The sequence below is a fragment of the Cohnella hashimotonis genome (genome assembly GCF_030014955.1).
Classification (GTDB): Bacteria; Bacillota; Bacilli; order Paenibacillales; family Paenibacillaceae; genus Cohnella; species Cohnella hashimotonis.
Map to the genome: position 1 here is coordinate 2,616,252 of NZ_JAGRPV010000001.1, position 16,529 is coordinate 2,632,780.

The window sequence follows — 16,529 nt, forward strand, 5'->3', positions numbered from 1 at the left end:
CTGTGGCGGAGAGGTTTGTCATAATTCTTGGCCTTTGCTATAGTATTATTAATGAAGGCCTGGCCGACGACAAGACGCGAGGAGGTGGACCAGCGAATGGAAGCATTGGTGTCTGATTACGAGAAAACCGATATGGGGACCATCCAGATCGCGCCCGAAGTCATCGAGATCATCGCGGGGCTGGCAACGGTCGAAGTGGAAGGCGTCGCGGGAATGAGCGGCGGCATCTCCTCGGGCATCGCCGAGCTGCTGGGGCGCAAGAATTTGTCCAAAGGCGTCAAGGTTGAAGTAGGTCAAAGAGAAGCGGCGATCGACGTATCGATTATCGTGGAGTACGGCAGGCGGATTACGGAGATCGCTTCGGAGGTTCAACACGGCGTCAAGCGCTCGATCGAGACGATGACCGGTCTGAATGTCGTCGAAGTGAATGTTCATGTCCACGACGTACTGTTCAAGCCTGCGGAAAAGATCGAAGAGGAAGATGCGCAACTGCGCGTGAGATGACGCCAGCATTTTTGGACATGGCAGTCGTCTCTCTTGAATTGCGGGTGACGGCGCCTTGATGGCCTGACCTTACGAGGGAGGGCGCATCGGGCGCTTTTTCGACCATATAGGCTGTTCGGCGTTCAGGATAGGTTCATGACAGGAGGAGTCGGTTACGTGTTCAAAGTATGGGACAGGCTGCTGCTATTCATTTATTCCCTGGCGATCGTCGTCGCCTCGGCTTTTGTCGTCGCGGCAGCGCTCGGCGCTTTTTCGATGGAATGGCTGACCCAAGTCGTCGACCAGACAACCGGCGATTATCGTCCGCTGCAGATCGGCGTAATCGTAGTGGCGGCCGTATTGATTCTGATCAGCCTCCGTTTTCTCGTGCTGTCCGTCGGACGTTTGAACACAACGGCTCCGACGATCAACCAACGGACGGAGCACGGGGATATCCAGATCTCGATCGAGACGGTCGAGAATTTGGCGCTGAAGGCGGCGTCCCGTTCGAAGGGCGTCAAGGATCTTCGCGCGCGCGTACGCGTCGCGGAAGCCGGATTGCATATTACGATTCGCGCTTTCGTGGACGGAGAAGGCTCAATTCCGACGTTGTCGGAGGATATGCAGCGCACGGTGTCCCAGCAGATCGAGGAGACGACCGGCATTCCCGTTTCGGATGTGACCGTGTATATCGCTAACGTAACGCAGGCGCCGACGACGTTCAAAAGCCGCGTGGAATAGGGGGCCTAGCCATCCATGTGGAGAATATGGTGGGAAAATTACGGCGGCCGGACGCTCGGGGTCGCCGCCGGCATGCTTTGCGGCCTTATTTATTTAATCGTGGGATTCTGGGACATGCTGTTTTGCGCGCTGCTCGTCGGCATCGGATTTGCCGTCGGCAAGCATCGGGACGAGCGGCGGGGTCCGCTTTTCCAATGGAGCAGGCTGACGGAATGGCTGACGGACAGATGGCCGGGCGGACGTAGTTAAGACTTAATTCGGGAGGATTCATGAAGCGCAGATTGGCGAGAGAGATTGCGGTACAGAGCCTGTACCAGATGGAAATGAACGGCGTGTCGGCCCAGGAGGCCGTCGATGCCGTCATGGAAGAAGCGAAGGGCGACAACGAAATGGAGACGGAGGTCGCAGAGCTGGCGGCCGTCGACGGCTTTACGCGCGAGCTCGTTTTAGGCGTGAAGGCGAATCAGGATGCGCTTGATGCGCAGTTGGCGGGTTACTTGACCGGCTGGCAGGTCGATCGGCTCTCCCGGGTGGACAGGCAGATATTAAGATTGGCCGCCTACGAGATGAGTCATCGCAAGGACGTGCCTGCCAAGGTCGCGGTGAATGAGGCGATCGAGCTGGCCAAGCACTTCGGCACGGACGAATCCGGCAAGTTCGTCAACGGCGTGCTGGGACGGTTGATCCGTGAGAGCGGTCAAGCGAATGGCAAAGTCGTTGCAGGTGAAGATGCCGGATCGGATTCCGCTGTTGAAGGAGAGGAACAAGCATGAGCGCGCAGATTATTGACGGCAAGCGAATCGCGGGCGAGATCCGCGAAGAGATCAAGCGGGAGGCCGAATCCCTGTCGACCAAGGGCGTGCGGCCCGGTCTAGCCGTGGTGCTGGTCGGCGAAGATCCGGCTTCGCAAGTATACGTACGGAACAAGGCGAAGGCGTGCGAGGAGCTAGGGTTCTACTCCGAGGTGCATCGGCTGTCTGCCGAGACGACGCAGGAGGAGCTGCTGTCGTTGATCGCACGCCTTAATGCACAGGCGGACATTAACGGCATATTGGTGCAGCTGCCGCTGCCGAAGCATATCGAGGAAAAGGCCGTCATCGACGCGATCGCGGTGGAAAAGGATGTCGACGGCTTCCATCCCGTCAGCGTTGGCAACCTGCTGATCGGCGACGATGCGCTGCAGCCTTGTACGCCTTCCGGCGTCATCGAGCTGCTGAAGCGTACGGGCAACGAGCCGGCGGGCAAGCATGCGGTCGTCATCGGACGCAGCAATATCGTGGGCAAGCCGGTGTCGATCCTCCTTTTGCGGGAGCATGCGACCGTCACGATCTGTCATTCCCGCACGCCGGATCTGCCGGCGGTCGTGCGCGGCGCGGATATCGTCGTGGCTGCCGTAGGCGTACCGAAGCTCGTCAAGGGCGATTGGGTGAAGCCGGGCGCCGTCGTCATCGACGTCGGCGTCAATCGTCTGCCTGACGGCAAGCTGTGCGGCGACGTCGATTATGAAGACGTCGCGCCGGTTGCCGGCTGGATCACACCCGTGCCTGGCGGCGTCGGACCGATGACGATCACGATGCTGATGCTCAATACGCTGAAGTCGGCAAAGCGCGCGCACGGCATCGAATAGGACGGGGGCGAGTCCAGCATGGAACAACCGGCCCGCGTTCTCAGCATCAGGGACGTCAACCGCTACATCAAGATGAAGCTCGAAGGGGACCCCAAGCTTCAAGATATATGGCTGCGCGGCGAGATTTCCAATTTCACCCACCACTCCAGCGGCCATATGTACTTCACGCTCAAGGACGAGAGCGGGCGGCTCAAGAGCATCATGTTCGCGTCCCACAATCAGCGATTGCCTTTTCGGCCCAAGGACGGCATGAAGGTTATGGCGCGCGGCGGCGTATCCGTCTACGAGCGGGACGGACAATACCAGTTTTACGTGACGGCCATGCAGCCGGACGGCATCGGCAGCCTCTTTCTCGCTTACGAGCAGCTCAAGAAGAAGCTTCACGGCGAAGGGCTGTTCGATGAGGCGGTTAAACGGCCAATTCCTAAATATCCAAAGTCGATCGGCATCATTACATCCCCGACGGGAGCGGCCGTGCGGGATATCATCATTACGCTGCAGCGCAGGCATCCGACGGTAGCGATCCTGCTGTACCCGGTATCGGTACAAGGCACGGGCGCGGCGCCGTCGATCGTGAAGGCCATCCAGGCGATGAATCGGCTGGCGGAAACGGACGTGCTGATCGTCGGCCGCGGCGGGGGCTCGCTCGAGGAACTGTGGGCGTTTAACGAGGAGGCGGTCGCGCGCGCGATTCGCGCGTCGGCGATCCCTGTCATATCCGCTGTCGGGCACGAGACGGACTTCACGATCGCGGACTTCGCGGCCGATCTCAGGGCGGCCACGCCTACGGCTGCCGCAGAGCTGGCCGTGCCTCATGTCGCGGAGCTGCAGGAGCGGCTCGGGCATCTGGAGCAGCGGATGGCACGCTCGCTCGGCAGCCAGCTCGGTCGCGCCCGGGAGCGTTACCGTCATGCCGCCAGATCGCCGTATTTTACGCAGCCCAGACGTTCTCTGCTCGCATCGGCCGAGCGGCTCGATCGGTTGCGGGACAGGCTGGGCTACAGGGTGGGCGCGCTTGCCGACCGCAACCGGGAAAAGCTCGCGCGCCTGACCGGACGACTGGCCGGCGCAAGTCCGACCGAGCAGGCGGTATACGCGCGCAGGCGCAAGGAGGCCGCGGAGAAGGCGTTGACCGCGGCCATGCGCGGTGTCGTGCGGGATGGCCGGAGCGCATTCGGCTCCGCGATCCGTCAGCTCGATGCGCTCAGCCCGCTCAAGGTCATGGCGCGCGGATACAGTCTGGCTTATGACGAAGAAGAGAAAAAACTGCTGCGCTCCGTGAGGGAGACCAAAGCCGGCGACAGGCTTGTCGTAAGGCTGGCGGACGGCAAGCTGACTTGCAGCGTAGCGGCGGTGCATGGGGAGGCGAATTCGAATGACCAATGAATCGGAGACGGCGCTTTCCTTCGAACAGGCCATGGAAAGGCTTGAAGGCATCGTATCCAAGCTCGAGAGCGGAGACGTGCCGCTTGAAGCGGCGATCGAGCTTTATCAAGAAGGCATGGCTTTGTCGAGGCTGTGCGGGCAGAAGCTGGAACAGGTGGAGCGCCGTATCGAAATGCTGATGGAGGACGGAGACGGCTTGCAGCGCAAACCGTTCGCGCCGCAGCAGGGAGAGGCAAGCGTCAAAGGAGAGTAGTCGAACAAGTGCAGACGGAAGAACTATCGGTCTATCTGGCGTCGCGAAGGGCGTTGATCGAGCAGGCGCTCGAGAATGCGATACCCGGGGATTGGCGCGTGAACGGACGGCTCAAGGAAGCCGCGATGTATTCGCTTGCCGCAGGCGGCAAACGTCTTCGTCCGATTTTCGTGCTGGCTGCGGCAGAGGCCGTTCGGGGCGACGAGCAGGCTGTGAGAATGGCCATGCCGTTCGCGATCGCCGTGGAAATGGTGCATACGTATTCGCTTATCCATGACGATCTTCCCGCGATGGACGATGACGACTACAGGCGGGGCATTCCGACCAATCACAAAGTTTTCGGGGAAGCGACGGCGATATTGGCCGGCGACGGACTGCTGACGCACGCTTTTTATGTCGCTACCGAAGCGTTGTCTCTAGGCGTGCCTGCCGAACGTACGCTTGCCGTCGTCCGCGATCTGGCCAGGATGGCGGGCTTTCCGGGCATGGTCGGCGGGCAGGCCGACGATATGGAAGGCGAGCAGGGAATTACGGCTATCGGACAGCTCGAGCATATTCACCTGCACAAGACGAGCGATCTCATCGCTTTTTCCTTGAGGGCTGGCGGACATGCGGCCGGCGCTAGCGACCGGCAGCTGGACGCGCTCGGACGTTTCGGCACGAACGTCGGATTAGCCTTTCAAATCCAAGACGACATTCTCGATATTACAGGCGATCAGGACAAGCTCGGCAAGCCTGTGGGCAGCGACGAACGGCAGGGCAAGGTGACGTATCCTTATTTGATCGGCCTTGATGAGAGCCGCAGGCGCGTCGCAGAGCTGACGGAGCAGGCGATCCAAGCGGTCAGATCCGCGGGGCTTGCGGACGGCGGGCGATTGGAACAAATCGCCAATCGACTGATCTCGCGCGACAATTAAAAACTAAATCGGCACGATGATACGCGTCATGCGTTCAATGAAGCATCTTCGCAGCAGTCCCTGCTAATCCCGGACCGCTGCGAAGGTGTTTTTTTGTTTGTTTAACGGGACGCAAGCGTGGGTAAGGTTCGTTGATAGGTGTGTTCCGATTGTCGGCGCGCCGTCTTTTTATACATACGGAAGGCCAAATTTGAAGTCGATGACACCGTGCGGATTGCAGATTCGTATGCAAATGGGAGGGATTAGGGGGAGCGGGGGAGTTTTTAAACGGTCATTATGCTATAATACGGTTAGACTAAAATCGACGAATCGTGATACGTTGACTAAATTCAACATAGCAATCGTTTTTGGAAAGCGGGGAATTCCTATTGCTGCTCGACAGCATCCATAGTCCAACCGACCTGAAGCGGCTGTCCATGTCAGAGCTTCCTCAGTTGGCCCAAGAGATCAGACAATTCCTAATTGAAAAGCTGTCCGTGACGGGCGGGCATCTCGCGCCGAATCTTGGCGTCGTCGAACTGACGCTCGCGATGCATTACTTGTACGACAGCCCGACCGACAAATTTTTGTTCGACGTGGGTCATCAGGCTTATGTGCACAAAATGCTGACCGGACGCATGGACCGGTTCGACACGCTTCGGCAGAAGGACGGACTGTGCGGCTTCGTCAAGCGCACGGAGAGCGAGCACGACGTATGGGAGGCCGGCCACAGCAGCACCTCTCTGTCCGGCGCGATGGGTATGGCGCTGGCCCGGGATATGCAGGGCCGCTCCAACAAGGTCATCGCGGTCATCGGCGACGGGGCGCTCACCGGTGGTATGGCGCTCGAGGCGCTTAACCATATCGGCCATGAAAAGCGCAAGCTTACCGTTGTCTTGAACGATAACGAGATGTCCATTGCACCCAACGTGGGGGCGCTTCACAATTATTTGGGCAAGGTTCGCAGCGACAAGACGTACCGCAAAGCCAAGGACGAGTTCGAGTGGCTGCTGCGCAAGGTGCCGGCTATCGGAGGCAAGCTGGCGCGGACCGCCGAGCGGCTCAAAGACAGCCTGAAGTATCTGGTCGTACCCGGCATGTTGTTCGAGGAGTTCGGTCTCAAGTATCTCGGACCGGTCGACGGTCACGATACGGAGAAGCTGATCGAAGCGTTCCGCCAGGCGGACAATTGCGAAGGTCCCGTGCTTGTCCACATCCTCACCGTCAAGGGGAAGGGCTATTCCCCGGCCGAGGCGGATTCACACAAATGGCACGGGATTACCGGCTCCTATAAGATCGAATCCGGCCAGGTGCTCAAGCCCGTCGGCCCGCCGATGTACACCGAGGTATTCGGCAATACGCTGATCGAGCTGGCCGAGAAGGACAGTCGGATCATGGCGATTACGCCCGCGATGCCGGGCGGATCCGGCCTGCTTGGCTTTGCGCAGCGGTTTCCGGGACGGATGATCGATGTCGGGATTGCGGAGCAGCATGCAGCCACGATGTCCGCAGCGCTTGCGATGGAGGGCATGAAGCCGGTTTATGCGGTTTATTCGACCTTCCTGCAGCGTGCCTACGATCAGGTGGTGCACGATATTTGCCGCCACAATGCCAACGTAATCTTCGCCATCGACCGCGCCGGTTTCGTCGGGGGAGACGGCGAGACGCATCAGGGGGTTTACGATATCGCGTACCTCCGCCATATTCCGAATCTCGTCCTGATGATGCCCAAGGACGAGAACGAGCTGCGCCGCATGATGGCGACGGCTGTCGCATACGACGACGGTCCGATCGCGATCCGCTACCCGCGCGAGCAAGGCAGAGGCGTCGCGATGGACGAACAACCGTCGCCCATTCCGATCGGCTCTTGGGAAGTCGTGCGAGACGGAGACTACGCGGCGATTCTCGCGATAGGTCCGATGGTACACGTCGCCGAAGAAGCGGCGGAATTGTTGAAGCGCGAAGGACTCAGCGTGCGCGTCGTCAATGCACGCTTCGTCAAGCCGCTGGACGAGGCCATGCTTGCTCAGCTTGCCAAGGAACATCTGCCGATGCTTGTCCTTGAAGAGGCGGCGGTCGCCGGCGGACTTGGGAGCGCAATCCTCGAGCACTACGCGCAGCAAGGCCTCAAGCCGACCGTGCAGCTTGCCGGCATTCCGGACCGCTTCATCGAGCATGCGACGATCAAGGAGCAGCGCGCCGAAGTCGGCCTGACCGCCGAAGAGACGGCGAAGCAGGTTCGGGCGTTTGCGCTGTTGAAGCGTCAGCGGCAGACGGCGAACTGAGGCGATGACGACCGTTGCCAAAGAACGTCTCGACGTGCTGCTCGTGGAGCAAGGTTTTTTTGACAGCAGGGAAAAGGCCAAATCCGCGATAATGGCCGGTCTTGTCCTCGTCGGTACGGAGCAAGTGGATAAAGCGGGAACGAAAATTCCCCGCGACGCGGCTCTTACCGTTAAAGGCGCCGTCCATCCCTATGTGAGCCGGGGCGGGCTTAAGCTCGAAAAAGCCATTCGCGAATTCGGCATCGATCTGCAGAACGCGGTCATGATGGACATCGGCGCTTCGACCGGCGGGTTCACGGACTGCGCCCTGCAGCATGGCGCTTCGTTCGTCTACGCGATCGATGTCGGCTACAACCAGCTCGATTGGAGACTGCGCCAGGAGCCGCGCGTTTGCGTGATGGAGCGGTGCAATTTCAGGCATATGACGCCTGACCAGCTCACGGGCCCAACGCCCGCATTCGTATCGATCGACGTATCGTTTATATCGTTGAAGCTGATCCTGCCTGCATTGCGCCCGCTGCTTGGACCGGGTGCCGGCACCGTCGCGCTCATCAAGCCTCAATTCGAAGCCGGGCGCGAGCAGGTCGGCAAATCCGGCGTGGTGCGCGATCCCGGCGTTCATCTGAGCGTTCTGCGCGAAGTGCTGTCCGCGGCCCATACGCTTGGTTTTGAGCTGAGGGGTCTAACGTACTCCCCAATAACGGGCGGCGAAGGCAATATCGAGTTCCTCGCGTATTGGCGAATGCCGGTACAAGGATCCGAACAGTCCGTCGGAGAACAGGCCCAAGGCTTGCAGTCCGATCAATGGAGCAGCGACAGCCTGTTGCAAAGTGTCGTCGAAGAGGCCGGGGCTCAATTCAGGCATCGCGCCTAAAGGCAATCTTGAGGATATTTCCAGCCACGTGTCCAGTGAAAATCCGATATCGGCAATCGGTCCCGGCTGCGAGGTCGCCCGGGCACTTACGATTTCCGCGTCCGCCGAAGCACGGCCGGCCGGTAGGCGCGCAAGCGCCCTCCGCACCGGTTTTTTTGCTTGCCCCGATAGAGGAAACCCGGCCTTCCGCCGCGAATGAATGAGGATGCGGAGGAGGCGGGGCCATGGCTCGGTTCGGAGACGGTCTGATATTTGCTGCCGCGGTTGCGGCGATCATATGGTGGTTGTGGCGCAGATTCAGGCATTGGCTGCACGAGCCGCCAAGCTCTCGGCTGCGCAGACTGGCCCGGGACGGTGCGCCAGACGCCGAAGACGAGGGTGCGGCCCTGTTGCTCGAACACGGCTACGAAGCGCTATCCGGCAAGCATCGGATTCCTCTGGGCGTATCGGTCGATGACGGGCCGTACGAGGCGACGCGCTTGTATTTCGACTACGTGGCTGCCAAGGAAGAACGATATTATCTCGTGAAGCTCGAACGGCCGAGACAGCCGATGGACTGGACGGCCAGCGGGATCCGCGAGCGGCTGCTCGCGTATGCGCTTTTGTTTCCCGAATGCGAAGGCATTATCGTCGCCGATCTGCGCGGCAGAACGATTAGAACGGTAAAATTCAGAATCGAGGAGGGCAAAGAATGAAAGGTCAGCGGCAAAGGAAAATCCGCGAGCTCATCGGCTCGAGCGAGATCGAGACGCAGGAAGACCTGGTAGAAGCCCTCCGCGCTCAAAGCTTTAATGTGACGCAAGCGACCGTCTCGCGCGATATTAAGGAGCTGCAGCTCATCAAGGTGCCGCTTGGCGACGGCAGGTATAAATACGCAATGCCGCAGGATCAGCGCTTTAACCCTTCGATGAAGCTGAAAAGAGCGATGATGGACCACTTTATCCATGCCGAGGCAGCCGAGAATCTGGTTGTCGTCAAATGTCTGCCCGGAACGGCCGGCACGATCGCCGCTCTGCTCGACGGCATGGACTGGCCCGAGATCGTCGGTACGATCGGCGGGGACGACACGACATTGCTCATATGCCGTACGAAGGCGCAGGGCGAGGAGATCGTCAACCGTGTTTTGGACATTATTCGTTAGTAGCCAGGCGACCTGTGCCGGCTGGGGAGGATGAGCGTCATATGCTGCAAGAGCTGTCCATTCGCCACTTGGCGGTTATCGAGAATATCCGGGTTTCGTTTAAACGGGGCTTCGAGGTGCTGACAGGCGAAACGGGCGCAGGCAAGTCGATTATCATCGATGCGCTGGGCCTTATCGCCGGAGGACGCGGGTCCGCCGAGATGATCCGTCACGGCTGCGACAAAGCCGAGATCGAGGCGGTATTCGATCTCGATCCCGCTCATCCCGTATGGGGCGTGCTCGACCGGCACGGCGTCAACGCCGATCCGCAGGAGGCGCTGCTGGTGCGCCGGGAGCTGCAGGCGCAAGGCAAATCTTCAGCGCGCGTGAACGGGCAGCACGTTACGCTGACGATGCTGCGCGAGATCGGCGAGAACCTCGTCAACATACACGGACAGCATGAGCATCAGTCTTTGCTGCGCACCGACCGCCATTTGGAATGGCTTGATTCCTTTGCCGGGGACGCGATCGCCTCGCTCAAGTCAGAGTATCAGAACCGGTACAGGGAGTACGCAACGGTCAGCCGCGAGCGCAGGGAGCTCGATGAGCTCACCCGTCAACAAATGCAGATGCTCGACTTGTATCGGTACCAGCTCGAGGAGATCGCCGAAGCGCGTCTGAAGCCCGGAGAAGACGAATCGCTGGCCGAGGAACGGCGCAAGCTCTCGCACGCCGAGAAGCTGGCAGAATCGGCGACGGAGGCCTACGACCTGTTGTACGGCAACAAAGGGCTCAGCGTCTTGTCCAAAGCCATCGCAAAGCTCGAGGACATCGTCAAGGTCGATCCGGCAAAGCTCGGACCGCTTGTCGAGCAGCTGCAGTCGGCCTACTATGCGGCGGAGGACGTCGCTTACCAGCTGCGCGATTATAAAGAAAGCATCGAATTCAATCCCGAGCGATTATCCGAAATCGAGATGCGAATGGACCTTCTTTTCGGGCTTCGCCGCAAGTATGGAGAGAGCGTAGCGGATATCCTACAGTATTATGCCCGAATCCAGGAAGATACGCAGCGCCTCGAAAATCGCGACGAGCTTCTGAAGGAATTAAACGAACGCGAAGTGCGTCTGGAAGCGGAACTGCGTGCGCTGGCCGAACGTCTCGGTGCCATACGCAGGGAGACGGCAGCGTTGCTCGCTGCGGAGATCGAGCAGGAGCTCAAGGGATTGCAAATGGAGCGGGCGGTATTCGAAGTGCGGCTAGTAAGCACGGAGCATTTGAGTCCGACCGGCACCGATGCCGCCGAGTTCCTCCTGTCGACCAATCCAGGCGAGCCGCCGAAGCCGCTTGCCCGCATTGCGTCGGGCGGCGAGATGTCTCGGGTCATGCTGGCATTAAAGGCGATTTTCGCCCGGATCGATCAGATTCCCGTGCTCGTGTTCGACGAAGTCGATACGGGGGTGAGCGGACGCGCCGCTCAATCGGTTGCCGACAAGCTATCAAGGCTTGCATCTTGCTGTCAGGTGTTTTGCATCACGCATTTACCGCAGGTCGCTTGCATGGCAGACGATCAATTCGAGATCGCCAAGCGCGTCACCGACGACGGCCGCACCTCGACGCGGGTCCGGATGCTCAGTGCCGAAGAACGCGTGGAGGAGCTTGCCCGTATGCTGGGCGGCGTGGAAGTGACCGATCGGACTCGCCATCACGCGCAAGAAATGTTAACGCTGGCCGAAGCTCAAAAATCGCGCCAGGACGCGTAAATTCGTGATTCGAGGAAGGTTTTCGGCAACATAAAAGGGGGAGGCCGCGGTTACCTTATAGTTACGTCGCCGGGCAGTGTCACGGTTCGCCGGTGTAGTCTGTAGGGAAGTGGTGAGAACTTGAACGGGAAGACCTCTTGGCGTCGCGTTTTTGGTCTATTCCTAGCGATTATCCTAGGATTTGCCGTCTGTTCCGCGCCGATGCGTCATTATGCCGCATTCCCGAATGAGCTTCGGTTGTTCGAGGGACAAGACAAGCACCTTCATTATGCGATGCCCGTTCACGCGCAGGGCTCGCTGGATTCGACGGTCGCTGAAGTCAACGGCTCGGCAAGTGCGAACGTGCGGATCGATCTTAATCATCCGTTGTCGATTCATTCCAAGCGCAGCGGTCAAACCGAACTCAAGCTTAAGCTATTCGGCCGGATACCGTTCAAGACCGTGAAGCTGCAAGTCGTTCCGGATCTCAAGGTCATTCCCGGCGGCCAGACGATCGGCGTCAAAGTAAAATCAGCAGGCATTATGGTGGTCGGGCATCATCTCGTTCAGACAGGCGGGCAATCCCGCGTATCGCCTGGCGAAGAAGCCAAGCTTCGCATGGGAGATCTGATCGTATCCATCAATGGGGAACCGGTCAATGACGTGAAGCGCGTCGCTCCGTTCGCGAAGCAAGCCGGTACGACCGGGCAACCGCTGAGGCTCCTCGTGCAGCGTGGCAAAGTGCAATTTCGAACGACGCTCACGCCCGTATACGATCAGGAAGACAAAGCTTGGCGCATCGGTCTTTATATCCGCGATTCGGCGGCAGGCGTCGGCACGCTGACTTTTTATGCGCCTGATCAAGGCGTATACGGAGCGCTCGGCCATGTCATCACCGACATGGATACGCAGACGCCGATTACGGTGGGCAGCGGGCAAATTCTTCAATCAAACGTCACTTCCATCGCAAAAAGCGAAAATGGAGATCCGGGCGAAAAGCGGGCGGAGTTCGTACCGGGCAGCAAGACGCTGGGCAATGTGGAGCGCAATACGCCGTTCGGCATCTTCGGTCAAATGGGCGAACTTCCGGGGCATGCCTATCAGGCGGATCCCGTACCGGTCGCATTTGCCGAAGAAGTCAGAGAAGGTCCGGCCGAGATCTGGACGGTCGTCGGCGGCCAGAAGGTCGAGCGCTTCAAGATCGAGATCGTGCACGTATCCAGACAGTCGTCTCCTGCGACCAAAGGAATGGTCATCCGCGTCACCGACCCGGACCTCATCAAGCGCACGGGCGGCATCGTTCAAGGAATGAGCGGCAGCCCGATTCTCCAGAACGGCAAGCTGGTCGGCGCCGTCACGCACGTATTCGTCAACGATCCGGCGTCCGGGTACGGCTGCTACATCGAATGGATGCTTCAAGACGCCGGCATTATGCTGAAGCCGGGCCAAACGAAATCCAAGGCGGTATGACGCCTTGGATTTTCTCGTTAGATTTAACGACATCGCTTTGTCGAAAAAAACCGAAATAGATCGTCAAATGACGTAAATTCTTAATTATATGTTATGTAGATAAAAAAATAAAGAAAAAAATTCCGACAAGAAGGAATTACAAACGCTTTGTCGAATTCGGATAATCAGGGAACGGTGAGCGTTTCTAACATTACTTAAGCTTGTGAGGGAGGATACAACATTGCCGCGGATCGAAGTATTTCTTGCAGATGATAACCGAGAATTCACCAACCTGCTGTCCGAGTACATTGAAGAGCAGGAGGACATGACCGTCATCGGCGTGGCGTACAACGGAGAAGAGGTCATTCGTCAGCTGGAAGAAACCCGGAATATTCCGGATGTGATGATTCTGGATATTATTATGCCTCATCTGGACGGCCTCGGCGTATTGGAAAAGCTGAGGGACATGAACTTGTCCCCCATGCCCAAGATCATCATGCTCACCGCATTCGGCCAAGAGAACATCACCCAACGCGCGGTACAACTGGGCGCCTCCTATTATATTTTGAAGCCGTTCGACATGGACGTGCTTGCCAACCGGATTCGTCAGCTCGCGGGCACGCCGTCGCAGAGCCCGGTATCCGTCTCATCGTCGGTCTCTTCTTCCTTCAGCGGCGGATCGCGCTCGAATATCGTGCCGATCGGCAAACCAAAAAATCTGGACGCTAACATCACGAGCATCATCCACGAGATCGGCGTGCCGGCGCATATCAAAGGTTACCAATACCTGCGCGAAGCCATCACGATGGTATACAATAACATCGAGATTCTGGGCGCGATTACGAAAACGCTGTATCCGGCCATCGCCGAAAAATTCAAGACGACGCCTAGCCGCGTCGAACGCGCCATCCGCCATGCGATCGAAGTCGCCTGGACGCGCGGCAATATCGACAGCATCAGCCACCTTTTCGGCTATACGATCAACATCGCCAAGTCCAAGCCGACGAACTCCGAGTTCATCGCGATGGTGGCGGACAAGCTTCGCATCGAGCACAAGGTTAGCTAGGAAACGGGGCGAAATAAAGCGAATCGAACGTTCGCGCAAGTTTTTCTGATAAGCCGCTCTATCATCGGATGCTTGCAGCCGATGATGGAGCGGCTTTATTTATTGTCGACACCGCTGGTATGCGATGGTAAGATAAGCCTGTTGTGTCCAATTGGTGAACGCGAACGCGAGAAAAAGCAATAGAAACAAGGGGGAAAGCACGATGAATAACGCCATCCAGAGGCGCATCGCCGATCTCGAGCAGTACCGCCCGGCCTTGACCGCCGAGCCCGATCTCGAGTCCTTTTGGACGGACACGCTGACCGCTGTCGAGGCCAAGCCGCTTAATGGCACCCGTCAATTAACCGAGACGCCGCTCGGTGGCATGGAAGCGTACAAGGTGGAATTCGAAGGATTCGACAGCACCCGGATTCACGGCTGGTTCATTTTGCCGAAAAACCGGCCGGCCGACGCCAAGCTTCCTTGCGTCGTTCTCTATCACGGTTATACGGGCAGCAAGGGTTATCCCGAGGATTTTGCGCAGTATGCGATGATGGGCATCGCCGCATTCGCCGTAGACATTCGCGGGCAAGGCGGGGATACAGGGAATCTGCTCCCTCAGCGGCACGGAATGACGCGCGGCTGGCTGACGCAAAACATTTTGGACAAAGACGAATGTTATTATAAAGCGATCTCGATCGATGCGCTGAAGGCGCTGGAGTGGGCGGCGGCGCAGCCGGAAGTCGACACCGGGCGCATCTGCGCGAGCGGCGGCAGCCAGGGCGGCGGTCTCGCGCTGATTGCCGCGGCGTTGTCGGACGTTCCCTCGATCGCCGTCGCGCATATCCCCAACATGTGCCATATGGATTTCGGCATTTTAAACTCTACCAGCTCGCTGACGGAAGCCGCCGATTTTTTAAACCGTTTTCCGGACAAGCTCGATCACGTGCTGCGTACGCTCAGCTACTTCGACATGATGAACCTGGCCCATCGCATCCGCATCCCGCTGCTTGTCTCGGTCGGACTCAAGGATCCTGTCACGATGCCCGAAACGATATTTGCCGCCTACAATCGGATCGAAACGGATAAGCGGATCGAGGTTTACCCGTTCCAGGGACATGCGGTCAGCGGCGACCAGAATCGCAAAGCGCTGGAATTTATCAGATCGCGCTTCAATTTTTAGCTGGATTTAAGGTATCTTGTCCATAATTTGATATAGTGGATGAATGATTCGTTAACATTTGAGGAGGAAGAATAGAAATGAGCGATTTGGAAAAGGACCCGAACAACCCAGCCGGAAGGGATGGGGTATCGGACGAAAATAGGGAGCAAAATCGCGTAGAAGCGATCGAAGAAGCAACAGAATCGGCCGACTTGTACAAAGAAGATATCGCGCCTGAGGCTCATGTTGCGGCGGGGGAACCAGCTGCGAACACGCCGGCGGCTGCATCCAAAGCGTCGGTCGTCGTACCTTGGATCGTCGCCGTCATTGCCGTCATCGCGCTGGCTGTCGTATTGATTCGTCAGAACGATGACGGCAATACCCTCAAGGGCGCAGTCGGAACGTTAAACGGGAAAGACATTACCAAGGCGGACTTCTACACGGTCATGTACGATCAGGTCGGCAAGGACCAGGCGGGTTCCATGCTCGACAACTATATGACGCTCAAGCTGATCGAAGGCGAAGCGGAGAAAGCGGGCCTGACCGAAGCGGCTGCGCAAGAGGCGGTCAACCAGGAAGTCGTCAAGATCAAGGCGCAGTACAACTTCGCGACGGATGCCGACTTCGAAAACGCCTTGTCGTCGAGCAACACGACGCTTGAAGCGTACAAGAAAAATCAGATTTTGCCGCAAGTCGAGCTTCGCGCGATTTTCGAAAAGAAGGTTGCACCGAAGGAAGAGGACCTCAAAGCGTATTACGATAAGAACAAAGCCAACTTCGATACGGCCGAGCAGGTACGCGCCTCGCATATTTTGCTGGCAACCAAAGCGGAGGCAGAAGCTGTCCTGAAGGATCTCAAGGGCGGCGCCGACTTCGCGACGGTCGCCAAGGAGAAGTCCACCGACACCGGCTCCCAAGCGAGCGGCGGCGATCTCGGCTTCTTCGGCAAAGGCGCTATGAACGAGCAGTTCGAGACGGCGGCCTTTAAGCTTAAGAAGGGCGAAATGAGCGGTGTCGTCGAATCTCCGAACGGCTTTCATATCATTCTTTTGACGGACCGCAAGGATGCTGTCACCTCCACCTATGACTCGGTCAAGGACAAGGTCAAGTCCGCTTATCTCGACGAAAAGGTGAACGAAGGCGCATCCGAATGGATCGAGACGGCCAAAAAAGATGCAGGCTACGAAAACCTGCTGACGAAAACAGAAGAACCGGCCGCTTCCGCATCGCCGGAGTCTTCTCCGGCCGCATCCCCGTCGGCTTCCGCTAGCGCAAGCCAATAAAGCGAGGATTGCGTCTACTGTACGCAAGCGCGACAAGTCGAGCGCCGCTTTCTCTTTGGAGAAGGCGGCGTTTTTTATATGACGTTTAACCTTTCTTTTGTCGAAAATGATTGAAATCAATAATGATATTCATTATCATTGAAACATGCGCATTCGGCTCTTGTCTAACCCGGAACGGGCGGGGTA

The 16,529-nt window shown here is 58.1% G+C and carries 17 protein-coding genes; all 17 read left to right on the plus strand.

The window, feature by feature from the left end:
- The first annotated feature begins 96 nt into the window (after window positions 1–96).
- The 17 genes from KB449_RS10320 to KB449_RS10400 all read left to right on the plus strand — a co-directional run bounded on the left by KB449_RS10320 (window position 97) and on the right by KB449_RS10400 (window position 16,343).
- A complete protein-coding gene (locus KB449_RS10320; RefSeq protein ID WP_217592648.1) occupies window positions 97–504 on the plus strand; it encodes an Asp23/Gls24 family envelope stress response protein in 408 nt (135 codons plus the stop codon).
- A 156-nt stretch (window positions 505–660) separates the two neighbouring features.
- Entirely contained in the window at window positions 661–1,224 is a 564-nt protein-coding gene (gene amaP, locus KB449_RS10325; protein WP_282908296.1) for an alkaline shock response membrane anchor protein AmaP, read from the plus strand.
- Window positions 1,225–1,239: 15 nt separating this feature from the next.
- The gene (locus KB449_RS10330) at window positions 1,240–1,473 is read left to right on the plus strand and encodes a DUF2273 domain-containing protein (protein ID WP_282908297.1); all 234 of its coding nucleotides are present in this window, start codon (window positions 1,240–1,242) and stop codon (window positions 1,471–1,473) included.
- 20 nt (window positions 1,474–1,493) lie between these two features.
- Window positions 1,494–1,997 (plus strand): transcription antitermination factor NusB, encoded by a 504-nt coding sequence (gene nusB, locus KB449_RS10335; RefSeq protein WP_282908298.1) that lies wholly within the window; start codon window positions 1,494–1,496, stop codon window positions 1,995–1,997.
- Window positions 1,994–2,851 (plus strand): bifunctional methylenetetrahydrofolate dehydrogenase/methenyltetrahydrofolate cyclohydrolase FolD, encoded by an 858-nt coding sequence (folD, locus tag KB449_RS10340; protein ID WP_282908299.1) that lies wholly within the window; start codon window positions 1,994–1,996, stop codon window positions 2,849–2,851. The genes nusB and folD overlap by 4 nt, the downstream gene beginning before the upstream one ends.
- Before the next feature lie 18 nt (window positions 2,852–2,869).
- Window positions 2,870–4,237 carry an exodeoxyribonuclease VII large subunit gene (xseA, locus tag KB449_RS10345; protein WP_282908300.1) on the plus strand — a complete coding sequence of 456 codons (1,368 nt, stop codon included), beginning with the start codon at window positions 2,870–2,872 and terminating at the stop codon, window positions 4,235–4,237.
- Complete coding sequence (gene xseB / locus KB449_RS10350) at window positions 4,227–4,490, plus strand: exodeoxyribonuclease VII small subunit (protein WP_282908301.1); 264 nt, start codon at window positions 4,227–4,229, stop codon at window positions 4,488–4,490. The genes xseA and xseB overlap by 11 nt, the downstream gene beginning before the upstream one ends.
- An 8-nt stretch (window positions 4,491–4,498) precedes the next feature.
- Window positions 4,499–5,407, plus strand: a complete 909-nt coding sequence (locus KB449_RS10355; RefSeq protein ID WP_434082497.1) for a polyprenyl synthetase family protein — start codon at window positions 4,499–4,501, stop codon at window positions 5,405–5,407.
- Window positions 5,408–5,775: 368 nt separating this feature from the next.
- Window positions 5,776–7,671, plus strand: coding sequence for a 1-deoxy-D-xylulose-5-phosphate synthase (gene dxs, locus KB449_RS10360; protein WP_282908302.1), 1,896 nt, complete (start codon window positions 5,776–5,778; stop codon window positions 7,669–7,671).
- A 4-nt stretch (window positions 7,672–7,675) separates the two neighbouring features.
- Window positions 7,676–8,545, plus strand: coding sequence for a TlyA family RNA methyltransferase (locus KB449_RS10365; RefSeq protein ID WP_282908303.1), 870 nt, complete (start codon window positions 7,676–7,678; stop codon window positions 8,543–8,545).
- Between the two features lie 224 nt (window positions 8,546–8,769).
- Entirely contained in the window at window positions 8,770–9,240 is a 471-nt protein-coding gene (locus KB449_RS10370) for a hypothetical protein (protein WP_282908304.1), read from the plus strand.
- Window positions 9,237–9,686 (plus strand): transcriptional regulator AhrC/ArgR, encoded by a 450-nt coding sequence (ahrC, locus tag KB449_RS10375; RefSeq protein ID WP_282908305.1) that lies wholly within the window; start codon window positions 9,237–9,239, stop codon window positions 9,684–9,686. Before KB449_RS10370 ends, ahrC begins: the two co-directional genes overlap by 4 nt.
- Window positions 9,687–9,727: 41 nt before the next feature.
- A complete protein-coding gene (recN, locus tag KB449_RS10380; protein WP_282908306.1) occupies window positions 9,728–11,425 on the plus strand; it encodes a DNA repair protein RecN in 1,698 nt (565 codons plus the stop codon).
- A 120-nt stretch (window positions 11,426–11,545) separates the two neighbouring features.
- Complete coding sequence (gene spoIVB, locus KB449_RS10385; protein ID WP_282908307.1) at window positions 11,546–12,874, plus strand: SpoIVB peptidase; 1,329 nt, start codon at window positions 11,546–11,548, stop codon at window positions 12,872–12,874.
- A 220-nt stretch (window positions 12,875–13,094) separates the two neighbouring features.
- Complete coding sequence (gene spo0A, locus KB449_RS10390; RefSeq protein WP_282908308.1) at window positions 13,095–13,919, plus strand: sporulation transcription factor Spo0A; 825 nt, start codon at window positions 13,095–13,097, stop codon at window positions 13,917–13,919.
- Window positions 13,920–14,121: 202 nt separating this feature from the next.
- Window positions 14,122–15,081, plus strand: coding sequence for an acetylxylan esterase (locus tag KB449_RS10395; protein WP_282908309.1), 960 nt, complete (start codon window positions 14,122–14,124; stop codon window positions 15,079–15,081).
- Window positions 15,082–15,158: 77 nt separating this feature from the next.
- Window positions 15,159–16,343, plus strand: coding sequence for a peptidylprolyl isomerase (locus tag KB449_RS10400; RefSeq protein ID WP_282908310.1), 1,185 nt, complete (start codon window positions 15,159–15,161; stop codon window positions 16,341–16,343).
- Window positions 16,344–16,529 lie beyond the last annotated feature (186 nt).

Coding starts and splice junctions, on each gene's coding strand:
- KB449_RS10395 (WP_282908309.1), top strand. CDS start 14,122: ATGAATAACGCCATCCAGAGGCGCATCGCCGATCTCGAGCAGTACCGC.
- ahrC (WP_282908305.1), top strand. CDS start 9,237: ATGAAAGGTCAGCGGCAAAGGAAAATCCGCGAGCTCATCGGCTCGAGC.
- nusB (WP_282908298.1), top strand. CDS start 1,494: ATGAAGCGCAGATTGGCGAGAGAGATTGCGGTACAGAGCCTGTACCAG.
- recN (WP_282908306.1), top strand. CDS start 9,728: ATGCTGCAAGAGCTGTCCATTCGCCACTTGGCGGTTATCGAGAATATC.
- KB449_RS10365 (WP_282908303.1), top strand. CDS start 7,676: ATGACGACCGTTGCCAAAGAACGTCTCGACGTGCTGCTCGTGGAGCAA.
- KB449_RS10320 (WP_217592648.1), top strand. CDS start 97: ATGGAAGCATTGGTGTCTGATTACGAGAAAACCGATATGGGGACCATC.
- KB449_RS10330 (WP_282908297.1), top strand. CDS start 1,240: ATGTGGAGAATATGGTGGGAAAATTACGGCGGCCGGACGCTCGGGGTC.
- folD (WP_282908299.1), top strand. CDS start 1,994: ATGAGCGCGCAGATTATTGACGGCAAGCGAATCGCGGGCGAGATCCGC.
- KB449_RS10370 (WP_282908304.1), top strand. CDS start 8,770: ATGGCTCGGTTCGGAGACGGTCTGATATTTGCTGCCGCGGTTGCGGCG.
- KB449_RS10400 (WP_282908310.1), top strand. CDS start 15,159: ATGAGCGATTTGGAAAAGGACCCGAACAACCCAGCCGGAAGGGATGGG.
- xseB (WP_282908301.1), top strand. CDS start 4,227: ATGACCAATGAATCGGAGACGGCGCTTTCCTTCGAACAGGCCATGGAA.
- xseA (WP_282908300.1), top strand. CDS start 2,870: ATGGAACAACCGGCCCGCGTTCTCAGCATCAGGGACGTCAACCGCTAC.